The following is a 13317-nucleotide window of genomic DNA, read 5'->3' as shown; positions in this document are numbered from 1 at the left end:
CATGGCGCGGAAAAAGGGACGCGAGATCCACGGTTGGCTGATCGTGGACAAGCCCGCTGGCGTGGGCTCGACCGACGTGGTCGGCAAGGTCCGCTGGGCGCTTGACGCCAAGAAGGCGGGCCATGCGGGCACGCTGGACCCCGACGCCACCGGGGTCCTGGCGATCGCACTGGGCGAGGCCACCAAGACCGTGCCGATCCTGACGGACGCGCTGAAGGCCTATGACTTCACGGTCAACTGGGGGGCCGAGACTTCGACCGACGACGCCTCGGGCGAGGTGCGCCAGACCAGTGACGCGCGCCCCGACGAGGCCGCGATCCGAGCCGCGCTTGGCGCCTTCACCGGCGAGATCATGCAGGTTCCGCCCAATGTCTCGGCCGTTCGCGTCGATGGCGCGCGCGCCTATGACCTTGCGCGCGAGGGTGAAGAGGTCGAACTGGCCGCCCGCCCGCTTTGGGTTGAATCGCTGGAGCTTCTGGGCACGACGCGCGATCAGGCCCAACTTCGCATGGTCTGCGGCAAGGGCGGCTATGTCCGCGCCATTGCCCGCGATCTGGGCCGCGCCCTTGGCTGTCTTGGCCATGTCGATCATCTGCGCCGGATCTGGTCCGGCCCGTTCGAGGCGGCTGATGGCATCGCCTGGGACCGGATCGACCGCGCCAACCAGACCGAGATCGAGGCCGCGCTGCTGCCGATCCAATCGGCGCTGACCGACCTGCCCGAGATGCAGGCGACCGAAATGGGCGAGGTCCGGATCCTGAACGGCAATCCCGGCCAGGTTCTGGGTCACGCCGATTTCGGCACCGAGGTCTGGGTCAGCCGTAACGGCCGCGCATTGTGCATCGGCCGTTACATGGGCGGCGAGGTTCAGCCCAGCCGCGTCTTCAACCTGGGCTAGCCCGCAAACTGGTAGGTCGCGGGGACATAGCGGAATGTCCCCTCGGCCTCGCCCGGCGCGATAAAAGCCAGCGCGGGAAAGGGCATGTGATAACCGATGAACGGGATGCGGTCGGCTGCCAGCCGCGCCAGCACGGCCTTGCGCGTGGTCGCGCCCATGTCCTTGTCCACGTCGAAGCGGACATGCCATTCCGGGCGCTGCACCGAATAGACATAGTGGTTGAAGCTGTCGCCGGTAATCAGCAGTTTTTGCCCATCGCTTTCCAGCAGATAGATGGTGTGCCCCGGCGTGTGGCCATAGGCGGCCGCGGCGGTGATGCCCGGCAAGACCTGGTCGCCGTCGCCGATCAGGGTCGCCTTGTCGATCAGCGGCACGACATGGGTGGTATAGGCCTCGCTGGGATTGGCGGCCCAATAATCATTCTCGTCCTTCGGCGCGATCAGCTGGGCCTTGGCGAAAACCGGCTTGCCCTCCTGCATCAGCCCGCTGACATGGTCGCCGTGCATATGCGTCAGCACGACATGGGTCACATCATCGGCGGCATAGCCCGCGGCGGCCAACGCCGCCTTGTTGACGTCGGGAACCATGCCCGTGTCGAACAGGACAAGCGCATCGGGGGTCTTGACCAGCGTCAGGGTAAAGGACTGCCCCGAACGGTCTGAGGGGATGAAGTTCGCCTCGCTCAGCTTCTCGAACTCGGCCGCGTCGGCACCCACGCCGAAGGTCTCGATCGGCTTCTCGCGCATGGCGGCGCCGCCAAGCATCGTGGTGATCTGGAATCCGCCAAGCTGGACGGTGTGGGTCTGGGCCATCGGCGCCTCCTGTTCCGTCGCTGGCGCCTGGCCCTGGGCCAGGGCAGGCAGGACCATCATCGCGGGGACGGACCCGCCCAACAGGATGGCGCTGCGACGGCTGATTCCGGTATTGCTCATCTTCCGCTCCCATATTGGCTAAACCACGCCGATACTAAGCGAAATTTCTCTGCATCCCGAGTGAAACTGTCGTGAAGCCTAGAACGGGACCGGGGCGGTGAAGCTTTGCGTCACTCCGGTTTCGGGATGCTTGAAGCGCAGGTTCTCGGCGTGAAGCATCAGGCGCGGGAAATCGGCGGCCGCGCCGGTGGCGTAAAGTGAATCGCCAAGGATGGGGTGGCCCAGCTCGGCCATGTGGACACGCAGCTGGTGGCTGCGCCCGGTCACGGGCGACAACCGCACGCGCGTTTCCATGTCCGTGGCGCGGATGACTCGCCAATCGGTCTGGGCGGGGCGGCCTTCGGCATGGTCGACCTTCTGCCGGGGCCGGTTCGGCCAGTCGACGATCAGCGGCAGGTCGACGGTGCCGACCTTGGGCTCCAGCCGTCCCGACAGCCGGGCGACATAAGTTTTCTTGGTCTTGCGATCCTCGAACTGCTTCGACAGATACCGCTGCGCATGGGGCGTCAGCCCAAAGACCATGACGCCCGATGTGTCCATGTCCAGGCGGTGAACCAGCAGGATGGTGGGAAAGGCGCCGCGCAGGCGCTCGATCAGGCAATCGGTCCGATCCTCGCCCCGACCCGGCACTGAAAGAAGTCCAGAGGGCTTGGACACGACCAGCACCTCGTGATCGGCATGGATCACCTGCGGCTGCTCGTCCGTCGGTTCGTAAACGAAGCTCATTTCCAGACCAGCCGCAGGGCAAGGCCCGCGAACATCACGGCGGCGATGCGGTTAACGATCCCCAGACGCTTGCCGATGACCGCCCCGGCAAAGCCGCCGACAAGACCGTAACCGATCGTCACCAGCGTCCCCGAGGCCATGAACATCAGCCCCAGCCCCAGGATCTGCTGCCAGATCGGGCCGAATTCCGGACGGGTGAACTGAGGCAGGAAAGCCAGAAGGAACAGCACCGGCTTGGGATTCAGCAGGTTCGACAGCGCCCCGCGGCGGATGATGTTCCATGTGCTGGATGCGGCGCGGGCGCGGGGGTCGATCTCTCCGGCATTCCAACTTTTCCAGGCGAGCCACAGCAGGTAGCCCGCGCCGGCAAACTTGATCGCGACCAGCGCCTCGGGATGGGCGGCGACCAGTGCGCCCAGGCCGATCGTGGCCATCACGACATGGAAGGTCACGCCCAGCCCGACCCCCAGCCCCGCCAGCGCGCCCGCGCGCGGTCCGTTCTGGATGCCACAGGCGCTGGCAAAGAAAACGTCCTGCCCAGGGGCAAAGTTCAGCACCAGGGCGCCCGCCATGAAGGCGATCAGCTGCTGCGCCGGAAAATTGGCAATCGTGTCCCAGATCATCGTCAGAACCTGTAATAGTCGCCGCGGTCATCGGGATAAGAGGGCGCGCCCAGCCTTAGCCCTGTCGGCGTATCGAACGCGCCGGTGGAAACGTCAACCTTTGCCGAGCCATTGCGGCGCCAGAACAGGGTCGAGCCGCAAAGGCCACCGCCCCGCACAGGCAGCGGCCCTTGGTCTTCATTCGGCAGGGTCCTGCGGCAGGCCGTCGGCGATCTGGTAGTAGTCGCCCTTGTCCGCGACAAAGATATGGCCCAGCAGTTCCAGCCCGGTCGGGCTGTCGATTGCGCCCGCGGCGACGTCGATGATGTCCGAGCCGTCGCGCTGCCAGAACAGCGACGATCCGCAGCTGGCGCAGAACCCCCGCCGCGCGATGTCCGAGGCACGGTACCATGCCGGCTCGCCCTCGATCACCAGGGATTTGGGCAGGATCGCGGCCCAGACATGGCCAGACCAGCGCCGGCATTGGCTGCAATGGCAGGCCTTCAGCCCATGGTCTTCGTCATAGACGCCATGAAAGCGGATCTGGCCGCACAGGCAGTGGCCGGTGAATTCAGTGTCGGTGGAAGCTTTCATCCAGGATCTCCCGCAGGCGGTCTGCATCTTCCTGGGTGAAAGCGTCGGGCTGGTTGCTGTCGATGTCAAGGACGCCCAGAAGACGCTCGTCCGCGCCAAAGACCGGGATCACCAGTTCGGACCGGGTCGAGCTGGCGCAGGCGATGTGGCCCGGAAAGGCATCGACATCGGGCACAAGCTGGGTTTCGCCGCTGCGCGCCGCCGCCCCGCAGACCCCGCGCGAAAAGGGAATTACCAGGCAGCCATGACCACCCTGATAGGGGCCGATCTTCAGCACCTCGGGTTCGGTGACGCGATAGAAGCCGGTCCAGTCGAACCGGGCGTCGGCATGGTGGATCTCGCAGGCTAGGGTCGCCATCAGAGCGACCTCGTCGGTTTCGCCATGCGCGAGGCTGCGGATGGTTTGCGCGAGTTCGGCGTAATCGACCTGTTTCATGATTCTTCCCCAATGGCGTCGCGCAGGATCTGTGGCAGATCGGCGTGAAGGCGCGCAAGCCCGTCCGGCCGCCAGCCAAGTGCTACCAGCCGATCACACAGCGGCACCCGCAATGCCCCGGCATCCGCGCGGCGAGGCGGCGGGACGTGGCTGCCGGTCAGGACCGCGATGCCCGACAGAAGGTCGTGATGGTCAAGGATCAGGTCGCTGACGTTATAGCTGCCGCCCATCGCGGGATCGCCCAGCACAAGCAAGGCGGCGCGTCCCAGGTCGGCACCGTGGACCTCGGTCGCGACGCGGCTGGGTACGGGACGGTCGGCCAGAAAATCGCGGATCAGCCCGGTCCATTTCTGCGGTTGTCCGGGGCCGAAGACCCCGGTCGGGCGCAGGCTGGCAGTCAGGAAATCCGGGGCGGCCATCGCGGACAGCGCCGCTTCACCCGCTGCCTTGACCTCGCCGTAAAGATTGACGGGCGCGGCGGGCAGGTCGTCGGCAAGGTCGATGCCGGCAGGGTGGCCATCATGGACCGCGCGCGAGGACAGGAACAGCACCCGGCCCACCCCCTGCGCGCGTGCCACGTGAAACAACGCGACCGAGCCATCCAGGTTCGCGCGGGTGAAGGCATCGGGGTCGTCCCCCTCGCCACCGCGATATTTGCCGGGGACATGCTGGAACGCCGCGTGGATGAGGGCATCGCAGCCCGTCATGTCCGGGGTCTGGCCAAGGCGCCAGCCGGGCAGAGTATCGACCTGATGTCCGGCCTCAATCGCGGCGCGGTGGATCCAGCGCCCGACAAGGCCCGAGGCGCCGGTCAGCGCGATCCTCATGCCGCACCGGGGGGCGGAGGCAGGTCGCGCGGGTCCGGAACCGGGCCGTCGCCCGCATGGGCTTTCCACAAATCGATCAGCACCCGCAGACTGTCCGCCTTGGCATGCTGCTGCCATGGCTTTTCATACTGGTAGTGCAGCACGCGGATATCCTGCCAGCGCCACAACTGAGGCAGGTTCAGCCAGACATATTGCAGCATGTTGTCAAAGACCGGCAGGCCGTGCCAGTTCGGGAAAAAGCTTTCCAGAAATGTCTGGTCGGTGCGCCGCCAGAATTGGCCCGGCTGGTCCAGCCGCGCCAGCATGGCATCAAAGGTTGCGGCCGAGGGGCGCGCGGTGAACACGCCCGAGTTCAGCCGATGAAAATCGCCAAGGCTTTCATAGACATTGGGCGCGGCCGAAAACTCGGGATAGTCGAACAGCCGGTCGATATTCTGCAACACGATCGCATCGGCATCGATGTAGACCACGCGCTGATAGTCCAGCTGCCACAGCCGCAGCTTGGCAAAATTGTCCAGCGGCGTGTGAAAGGGCGGTTTCTCGCCCTTGGTAAAGGGGGCCGCACCGTGCAGCCGGTCGCGCGCATGAAGCGCGTTGAAATCGTCCGAGGTCGGAAGCAGATCCACATGAACGGCACGCAGGCCCGATGCGCAAAGCTCATTCACCAGGCTGTCGGGCAGATCGGTGTATAGCAGCACGAGGTCGGCGGAGGTCCCGGTCCGGCGAAGCGAGCGGAACAGGGCCGCCGCCCCGGTCGCATAATCGGGATTGGTTGCCAGCGTGACGAAGGCGCGGTCGGACCGCGCCTTGCTTTTGGGGTGAATGCCGGATGTCACGAGACGGAACGCAGCCTTTTGCCTTCGGGGTCATGCTCGACGCGCTTGGCGATGTCCTTGGTCCAGGCCGAGACGGCCGGGACGCGGGTGCGGTCGATGCGGTGGGCATATTTCCGCGCCACCTCGACCACTTCGGAGAGCAGCCCCTCGGCCAGGGTGATGGGCTTCAGCCCCAGCGCAAGGAACTGGTCGTTCCTGACGATCAGGTCATTCTCCTCGGCCTCCTTGCGGGGGTTGGGCAGATAGGCCACCTCGGCCCCGGTCAGCTTCGCCACCATCTCGGCGAGATGGCGGACGCGGTGTGTCTCGGTCATCTGGTTGAAGATGCGCACACGCTCGCCGGCCTGCGGTGCATCCTTCAGCGCCAGCTCGACGCAGCGCACCGAGTCCTGAATGTGGATGAAGGCGCGCGTCTGGCCCCCAGTGCCATGCACGGTCAGTGGATAGCCGATCGCCGCCTGGATCAGGAAGCGGTTCAGCACCGTGCCGTAATCTCCATCATAGTCGAAGCGGTTGATCAGCTGCTCGTGCCGTCGGGTCTGGTCGGTATGGGTGCCCCAGACGATGCCCTGATGCAGGTCGGTGATGCGCAGACCGTCGTTCTGGGCATAGAATTGGAACAGGATCTGATCGAGGCTCTTGGTCATGTGATAGACCGAACCGGGCCGCGTCGGATACAGGATCTGCTGGTCCCGCTTGCCAGCGGGGGTGTCAATCTGGACGTCGAGATAGCCTTCCGGGATCGGCGCGCCGACCGTGGAATAGCCATAGACCCCCATCGTACCCAGATGGACCAGATGCGCGTCGATGCCGGTCTCGACCAGCGCGGCCAGCAGGTTATGCGTCGCGTTGGTGTTGTTGTTGACGGTGTAGACCTTGTGGCGGTCGGTCTTCATCGAATAGGGCGCGGCGCGCTGTTCGGCGAAATGGATCACCGCGCCGGGGCGATATTCGGCCAGCCACTGCTTCAGCCGCTCATATTCCGTCGCCAGGTTCAGAAGGTGGAAATGGATCTTGCGTCCGGTTTCCTGATGCCAGATGCGACAGCGTTCCTGGATCGAGTCCATCGGGGTCAGGGATTGCACGCCCAGTTCGGTATCGATCCAGCGCCGCGAGAGATTGTCGAGGATATGGATCTCGTGCCCCAGCTCGGACAAGTGCAAGGCGGTCGGCCAACCGACGAATCCGTCACCGCCGAGAACTGCAATGCGCATCATCATCTCCTTCTGCTGCGCCGCAGGAATGCGCGCGCAATGTGTCAGAATTATAACGCTTTGACGATAGTCCTGCGTTCCATGCAATCTGCACGCCCGATAAACCGGCGAAACGATTGCAACCGCGCGTGGCGATCACTATTGATTTTCTATGATCTCGCAGAAAACCAAATATGCCATCAAGGCACTGATGGCGCTTGCCGATGAAGTGGCCGCAGGCGGAAGCGCGCTGACGATCGAAGAGATCGCGCAGCGCTCCGGCGCGCCCAAGCGCTTTCTGGAACACATCATGCTGGAACTGCGCAATGCGGGCTATGTCGGCTCGCGGCGCGGACGCGCGGGTGGCTATATCCTGATCAAGCAGCCCAAGGAAATCTCGATCGGAGAGCTGTTGCGCCAGGTCGATGGTCCGATCGCGCCGCTGCCTTGCCTGTCGCGCCGTTCGTACCAGCGCTGCGAGGATTGCCCGGACGAGGCAAGCTGCCGCCTGCGCAAGATGTTCGGCCAGGTCTTCTGGTCCTATCTGCTGCTGATCGAGTCTCTGACCCTTGCCGATCTGGTCGAGGAAGGTGGCCTGCCCGAAATGGGCGTGGCCTGACGGCGGAGGAGCCAAGCCGCCGGAAAGGTTGCCTTTCTGCCATGCTGACCGGAGCTGTTTCCGGATGCAGCTTGACCCGGAAAGGCGCTGGCGGCACTTCTCGTCCGAGGATCGCCCGCCGTCCGGCGGGCCATGTCACATGAAGCCCGAAAGCGCCTGATCGATCATGCCGGATTCCCAGACCCAAAGCCCCCGCAACGTCCCGATTGCCGGCGTCCTCGGCTGGCCGATCGCGCATTCGCGCTCGCCCCGTCTGCACGGATACTGGCTGCGGAAATACGGGATCCAAGGCCATTACATCCCGGTGCCGGTCCTGCCCGAGCACCTGGCCGAGGTGCTGCGCGCCATGCCCCGCATGGGCTTCGTCGGCGCGAATGTCACCATTCCGCACAAGGAAAGCGTGCTCGCGCTGGCCGATGTCGTCACCGACCGCGCCGCGCTGATCGGGGCCGCCAACACCCTGATCTTCCGACCCGACGGCAAGATTCATGCCGACAATACCGACGGCTATGGCTTCATCGCCAATATCCGGCAGCATGCGCCGGACTGGATCCCGGATGTCGGCCCGGCTGCCCTGATCGGGGCAGGGGGCGCGGCGCGGGCCGTGGTCGCCTCGCTTCTGGAAAGCGGTGTGACCGAGCTGCGCATCGCGAACCGAACCCGCATCCGGGCCGAACAGATCCGGGCCGAATTCGGCGCCAAGGTCGTCGTCTATGACTGGGCACAGGCCGGCAACATGCTTGAGGATGCTGTGACCGTGGTCAACGCGACCTCGATGGGCATGGACGGCAAGCCGCCGCTGCGCATCCCGATGGATGCGCTCAGCCCCGAAACGCTGGTCACGGATCTGGTCTATACCCCCCTGATGACGCCCTTCCTGCAAGAGGCCCAGGCGCGGGGATGCCAGATCGTGGACGGGTTGGGGATGCTGCTGCATCAGGCCGCGCCGGGCTTCGAGCGCTGGTTCGGCCACCGTCCCGAGGTTGACGACGACCTGCGCCGGGCCGTTCTGGAATGAGCTTCGTGCTGGGCCTGACCGGCGGGATCGGCATGGGCAAATCGACTGCCGCCGAAATGTTCCGCCAGCTGGGTCACCCGGTCTGGGATGCCGATGACAGCGTCCACCGCCTGTACGCCGCAGGTGGCGCGGCCGTCGCCCCGGTCGCGGCCGCTTTTCCCGGTGTCGCGCAGGCGGGCGCCATCGACCGCACGGCGCTGCGCAAGGCGCTGGCCGCCGATCCCGGCGGCTTCGCCCGGCTGGAGGAGATCGTGCATCCGCTTGTCGCCGAGGACCGCCGCGACTTCCTGCAGCGCCACCATGCCGCGCCCATCGTGGTTCTGGACATCCCCCTGCTTTACGAAAAGGGCAGCGAGGGTGCGATGGATGCCGTCGCCGTCGTCTCGGCCCCGGCCAAGCTTCAGCGTGAGCGCGTGCTGGCCCGCCCCGGCATGACCGAGGACAGCTTCCGCATGATCCTGTCCCGCCAGATGCCCGACGCGGAAAAGCGCAAGCGTGCGGATTTCATCATCCCCTCTGTCACGCGTCAGGGGGCGCAGGCGGCGATCATGGACATCTGCGACCGGATCATGGCAGGAAGGCCTCATGCGTGAGATCGTTCTGGATACCGAAACCACGGGCTTCGACCCCGAAACCGGCGACCGCATCGTCGAGATCGGCGCGCTCGAGCTGATGAACCACCTGCCCACCGGGCGGACCTTCCACGTCTATATCAACCCCGAACGATCCATGCCGCAGGAAGCGTTCGAGGTACACGGCCTTGGCGACGATTTCCTGCGCGACAAGCCGGTCTTCGCGACGGTGGCCCGCGATTTCGTCGAGTTCATCGGCGAGGATTCCCGGCTGGTCATCCACAACGCCCAGTTCGACATGAAATTCCTGAATGCCGAACTGCGCCGCGCGGGTCATGCGGTGATGCCCTATGGCCGCGCGATCGACACGCTTGAACTGGCCCGACGCATGTTTCCCGGCGCCCAGAACTCGCTGGATGCGCTATGCCGGCGGTTCCGTGTCGACAACTCGAACCGCACACTGCACGGCGCGCTTCTGGACAGCGAGCTTCTGGCCGAGGTCTATCTTGCGCTGCGGGGTGGCCGTCAGCCGGGACTGGTGTTGGAGGGTCCGGCGGGCGCCGGCCAGGCCCAAGGAACCGCAGGGGCGGGAACCGGGGCGCTTGCGGCACCGCGCAGTCCAAGGCCACGGCCCCTTGCCCCGCGCCTGACCGAGGCCGAGGCCGAGGCCCATGCCGCCTTTGTCGGCAAGATGGGGGAAAAGGCGCTGTGGCTGCGTTACCAACCGGCCGGTGCCGCGGCCTAGGCCCAACCCGCCTTTCCCGCGCCGGGAAAGGACATAACCGGATGAGGACGGTCTGTTGCTGAGCGACGCATGGCAGTTCATCAACGCGCTTTTCGAGCGGATGGACAAGATCCACATGAGCCTGATTGCGGCGGGCGTGGCCTTCTATGCCATGTTCGCGGTCTTTCCGGGCCTGGCGGTCCTCTTTGCACTTTGGGGCGTATGGTATGATCCCCAGCTGATCGAGACCTATGTCCATACCGCCGACGAGTTCATCCCTTCGGGCGCGGCGGACATCATCTATGGCCAGATCAACTCTCTGATCGCGGCGGGACGGACGCAGTTTGGCTGGGCGACTGGGATTTCGTTCCTGGTTGCCACCATCTCGGCCCGCGCGGGTGTGGATGCGCTGGTGCGCGGGCTGAACGCGGCCTATGGCGTGCGGTCGCATTCCACCATTTTCGGCTTCCTTCTGGCCTATGTCCTGACGCTGGGCATCGTCGGTGTCGTCGGCCTGGGACTTGCGGTCATCGTCGTGGTGCCGTTGGCCTTCAACCTGCTGCCGGACGTGCCGTTGCGCGACTGGATGATCGGGTCGGTTCCCTGGGTCGCGATCTTCGCCATCGTGCTGGTGGTGATCGGGATCATGTATCGCTATGGCCCGAACGTGAAGACACCGCGCACCCCGATCTTCACCTGGGGTTCGATTTTCGCCGCGCTCGCTTGGGCGATGGCCTCTTACGGGTTCTCGGTCTACCTGAACAACTTCAACAGCTATAACCGTATCTATGGTTCGATCGGGGCAGTGATCGCGCTGCTGATGTGGTTCTATCTGGGGGGCTTCTCGGTCATGCTGGGTGCGCTTATCAACCTTGAGCTGGCGCGGCATCGCCGTATCGCGCAGGCCCGCAAGATCCGGCGCGAGGCCCGCAAGGCTGCCGCAGACAAGGGCTAGTGACGCGAACCGGGCCGTGCCGCCGAGGTCAGGATCACGCCCTGCGCATCCATTCCCAGCGGCCGACGCTGCACCGGATCGACGCGGAAGCGCAAACGCAGACCAAAATGCCCCGGCCCCTGATCCAGTTCGGCGCTGCCCTCCAGTTGGGTCGCAAAAGCCTCGATCAGCTGGCTGCCCAGTCCAGTCCCTTCGGCCATCGCGGCCGAACTGCCGACCGAATTCACGATCTCCAGCAACGCCTCGCCCTGGCCGATGCTGTGCAGCCCGACGCGGACCCAGGGCGCCTCGCCATCTACGGCACCGGCATATTTCAGCGCGTTGGTGAATGCCTCGGTCGCCAGCAGTGACAGGGGCACGGCCTGATCCGGCATCAGCACCAGCTTGTCCAGGTCGGTCCTGACCTGAAGCCCGGATCCCGGCGAGATCGAGGCATTGGCCATCTGGTTGATGATGTCGCTGATAAGCCGGTCGGCTTCGACCGAATCCAGATGCTCGGCCTGATAAAGGTTGCGATAGATCGTGGCGAGCGAGGCGACGCGATCCTGAACCGAGCGCAGCACCCGCCGCGCATCCTCATGATCGATCATGCGGATCTGCATGTTGATGATCGAGGCGATAAGCTGCAGGTTGTTCTTGACCCGGTGATGGACTTCTTTCAGCAGCACGGTCTTTTCGTTGACCGACGCCTCCATCGCGTCCTCGTCGCGGATCAGGATGCGGGCCATGTTGTGGAATGTCTGGCTCATGTCCGCGATCTCGGCCGGGGCATCCTGCAGGACTGGCGGCGGGGCAGAGCGGTCGCCAATGGCAAAGCGGCGCATCTGACCGCGCAATTCGCGAATGTGGCGCAGCACCAACCGATAGACCGCGAAATAGGCCACCGCCAGCGATGCCGCCCACAGGATCAGGGGCAAGATCAGCGCGGCGCGGCGCGTCTGATCGATCCCTGCGATACCCAGTTCGGACCGGGTCCACGACCCCATCGCATAGACCAGCCCCGGAACCACGGGCACGACACTGAACACCCGCCGCTCGCCCGTCGCGGAATAATCGCTGAAGGTCGTCTCGCTGCGCGACAAAAGCGAAGGCAGGGTCTTGCCGCGCGGCAGCAGATCCTCGATCCGGCCATCGACGCCCTGACCGCCGGTCAGAACCTGGCCCAGATTGTTGAAGGTCAGAACCCGCACGCTTTCCGGCCCCAGCCCCGCCACATGCGTCGACCGCAGCATGTCGTGAGACATGGCGACGGCGATATAGCCCAGCAGCTCGGCACCCCGATAAAGCGGCTGGATCACCACGATCGATGACGAATCGCCCTCCATCCCGACATTGCTGGTGGTGACAAGCGTGCCGGGGCTTTCCACGAACAGTCGATAGGCCGGATCGTCGGTCACGTCATCGAGGCCCGGCGCCGAGGAACACAGCGTAGCCCCGTCCAGCCGCGTAAACCCGGCATAGGCGAAGTTGACCGATCGCTGAACGAAGCCGCGCATAATGTCCGCGCAGGCGCGGGGATCATTCATCGTCTCCAACACCGCAGGCCCAAGTGCGTCGGCGGTGCCAAGCGCGCTTTGCAGCAGCGCGCGTTCGCCCGCCGCCGCGGTTGCCGTCCGCCCAAGCAGGCCGATTTCGGATGACCGTTCGTACTCGCGCGACAGATGCAGGGTCTGGATGACCGAGATCAGGCCAATCGGCAGGATCGCCAGCGACAGCAGCCCGCCCAGACGGAACCCCAGCCCTTTCATGAATTCGGGCCTCTCCAGAAACCGGCGCAGCACGAGAGGGATCCTTAACGGATCATGGGGATGTTTTGCGCCATGACGGCCAGGGTCGCGCGATCGGTCATTTCCAGCTCTTCGCCTTCCTCAAGCTTCAACAGCTCGGCAAGCCGGCGGCGCCCGCGATTGGCCCGGGATTTGACCGTGCCCACGGCAACGCCGGTCATGGCGGCTGCCTCTTCATACGAAAATCCCGATGCACCGACAAGGATCAGCGCCTCGCGCTGCTCATCGGGAAGTTTCTTGAAGGCGTTGCGGAAGTCGTTCATCGCAAGGCGGCCGTCATGTTCGGGGCGCGCGGCCTGCCTTGCGGCATGAATGCCGTCGGAATCGCTGACTTCGCGCCGGGTCTTGCGACGGGCCGAATAGAAGGTGTTGCGCAGGATGGTGAACAGCCAGGCGCGCAGGTTGGTCCCGGGCTGGAACTTCTCGATATGGGTCCACGCCTTGACGATGGTATCCTGCACCAGATCGTCGGCCGATGCCCCTTCACGGGTCAGCGACAGCGCAAAGGCGCGCAGCGCCGGCAGGTGGTTCACCAGTTCATCTCGCGGATCGCCATGATCCGAAGCGCGCGTGGCCTTGGTCTTTCCGGTCATGCGCA

Annotated in this window: 16 protein-coding genes; 6 read left to right on the top strand and 10 right to left on the bottom strand. The window is 64.9% G+C overall.

Annotated elements, in window-relative coordinates:
• The first annotated feature begins 1 nt into the window (after nucleotide 1).
• Complete coding sequence (gene truB / locus ACO2Q4_RS16825; protein WP_423320720.1) at nucleotides 2-898, top strand: tRNA pseudouridine(55) synthase TruB; 897 nt, start codon at nucleotides 2-4, stop codon at nucleotides 896-898.
• On the opposite strand, the gene ACO2Q4_RS16820 is transcribed toward truB, so the two are convergent.
• The 8 genes from ACO2Q4_RS16820 to ACO2Q4_RS16785 all read right to left on the bottom strand — a co-directional run bounded on the left by ACO2Q4_RS16820 (nucleotide 895) and on the right by ACO2Q4_RS16785 (nucleotide 7065).
• A complete protein-coding gene (locus tag ACO2Q4_RS16820) occupies nucleotides 895-1830 on the bottom strand; it encodes an MBL fold metallo-hydrolase (protein ID WP_423320718.1) in 936 nt (311 codons plus the stop codon). The two genes, truB and ACO2Q4_RS16820, sit on opposite strands and share 4 nt — an antisense overlap.
• Nucleotides 1831-1908: 78 nt before the next feature.
• Nucleotides 1909-2556 (bottom strand): RluA family pseudouridine synthase, encoded by a 648-nt coding sequence (locus ACO2Q4_RS16815; RefSeq protein WP_423320716.1) that lies wholly within the window; start codon nucleotides 2554-2556, stop codon nucleotides 1909-1911.
• Nucleotides 2553-3179 (bottom strand): LysE family translocator, encoded by a 627-nt coding sequence (locus ACO2Q4_RS16810; RefSeq protein ID WP_311759853.1) that lies wholly within the window; start codon nucleotides 3177-3179, stop codon nucleotides 2553-2555. The genes ACO2Q4_RS16815 and ACO2Q4_RS16810 overlap by 4 nt, the downstream gene beginning before the upstream one ends.
• A 177-nt stretch (nucleotides 3180-3356) precedes the next feature.
• Nucleotides 3357-3752, bottom strand: coding sequence for a GFA family protein (locus tag ACO2Q4_RS16805; RefSeq protein WP_311759852.1), 396 nt, complete (start codon nucleotides 3750-3752; stop codon nucleotides 3357-3359).
• Nucleotides 3730-4188 carry a GAF domain-containing protein gene (locus ACO2Q4_RS16800; protein WP_311759851.1) on the bottom strand — a complete coding sequence of 153 codons (459 nt, stop codon included), beginning with the start codon at nucleotides 4186-4188 and terminating at the stop codon, nucleotides 3730-3732. The genes ACO2Q4_RS16805 and ACO2Q4_RS16800 overlap by 23 nt, the downstream gene beginning before the upstream one ends.
• Nucleotides 4185-5015, bottom strand: a complete 831-nt coding sequence (locus ACO2Q4_RS16795) for an NAD-dependent epimerase/dehydratase family protein (protein WP_423320713.1) — start codon at nucleotides 5013-5015, stop codon at nucleotides 4185-4187. Before ACO2Q4_RS16795 ends, ACO2Q4_RS16800 begins: the two co-directional genes overlap by 4 nt.
• On the bottom strand, nucleotides 5012-5851 hold the full coding sequence (locus ACO2Q4_RS16790) for a glycosyltransferase (protein ID WP_423320711.1): 840 nt from the start codon (nucleotides 5849-5851) through the stop codon (nucleotides 5012-5014). Before ACO2Q4_RS16790 ends, ACO2Q4_RS16795 begins: the two co-directional genes overlap by 4 nt.
• Nucleotides 5848-7065, bottom strand: a complete 1218-nt coding sequence (locus tag ACO2Q4_RS16785; protein WP_311759848.1) for an NAD-dependent epimerase/dehydratase family protein — start codon at nucleotides 7063-7065, stop codon at nucleotides 5848-5850. Before ACO2Q4_RS16785 ends, ACO2Q4_RS16790 begins: the two co-directional genes overlap by 4 nt.
• A gap of 151 nt (nucleotides 7066-7216) precedes the next feature.
• Between ACO2Q4_RS16785 and ACO2Q4_RS16780 the strand changes: the two genes are divergently transcribed.
• The 5 genes from ACO2Q4_RS16780 (at nucleotide 7217) to ACO2Q4_RS16760 (ending at nucleotide 10932) form a co-directional block, all read left to right on the top strand.
• Nucleotides 7217-7663 (top strand): RrF2 family transcriptional regulator, encoded by a 447-nt coding sequence (locus ACO2Q4_RS16780; RefSeq protein ID WP_311759847.1) that lies wholly within the window; start codon nucleotides 7217-7219, stop codon nucleotides 7661-7663.
• Between the two features lie 166 nt (nucleotides 7664-7829).
• On the top strand, nucleotides 7830-8681 hold the full coding sequence (locus ACO2Q4_RS16775) for a shikimate dehydrogenase (protein WP_311759846.1): 852 nt from the start codon (nucleotides 7830-7832) through the stop codon (nucleotides 8679-8681).
• Nucleotides 8678-9274, top strand: coding sequence for a dephospho-CoA kinase (gene coaE / locus ACO2Q4_RS16770; protein ID WP_423320708.1), 597 nt, complete (start codon nucleotides 8678-8680; stop codon nucleotides 9272-9274). Before ACO2Q4_RS16775 ends, coaE begins: the two co-directional genes overlap by 4 nt.
• Nucleotides 9267-9998, top strand: a complete 732-nt coding sequence (gene dnaQ, locus ACO2Q4_RS16765) for a DNA polymerase III subunit epsilon (RefSeq protein ID WP_423320706.1) — start codon at nucleotides 9267-9269, stop codon at nucleotides 9996-9998. The genes coaE and dnaQ overlap by 8 nt, the downstream gene beginning before the upstream one ends.
• Before the next feature lie 55 nt (nucleotides 9999-10053).
• The gene (locus tag ACO2Q4_RS16760; RefSeq protein WP_311759843.1) at nucleotides 10054-10932 is read left to right on the top strand and encodes a YihY/virulence factor BrkB family protein; all 879 of its coding nucleotides are present in this window, start codon (nucleotides 10054-10056) and stop codon (nucleotides 10930-10932) included.
• Here the strand turns inward: ACO2Q4_RS16760 and ACO2Q4_RS16755 are convergent.
• Together ACO2Q4_RS16755 and ACO2Q4_RS16750 are read right to left on the bottom strand one after the other, a co-directional pair.
• Nucleotides 10929-12713: a sensor histidine kinase gene (locus tag ACO2Q4_RS16755; protein WP_311759842.1), complete on the bottom strand. Its 1785-nt coding sequence runs from the start codon at nucleotides 12711-12713 to the stop codon at nucleotides 10929-10931. The genes ACO2Q4_RS16760 and ACO2Q4_RS16755 overlap by 4 nt on opposite strands.
• 11 nt (nucleotides 12714-12724) lie before the next feature.
• Entirely contained in the window at nucleotides 12725-13312 is a 588-nt protein-coding gene (locus ACO2Q4_RS16750) for an RNA polymerase sigma factor (RefSeq protein ID WP_311759841.1), read from the bottom strand.
• Between the last annotated feature and the right edge of the window lie 5 nt (nucleotides 13313-13317).

Source organism: Paracoccus sp. KR1-242 (genome assembly GCF_049446195.1).
Lineage (GTDB): Bacteria > Pseudomonadota > Alphaproteobacteria > Rhodobacterales > Rhodobacteraceae > Paracoccus > Paracoccus broussonetiae.
Note: the sequence above shows the minus strand (reverse complement) of the source record. Positions and strands in the feature narration are given on the sequence as shown.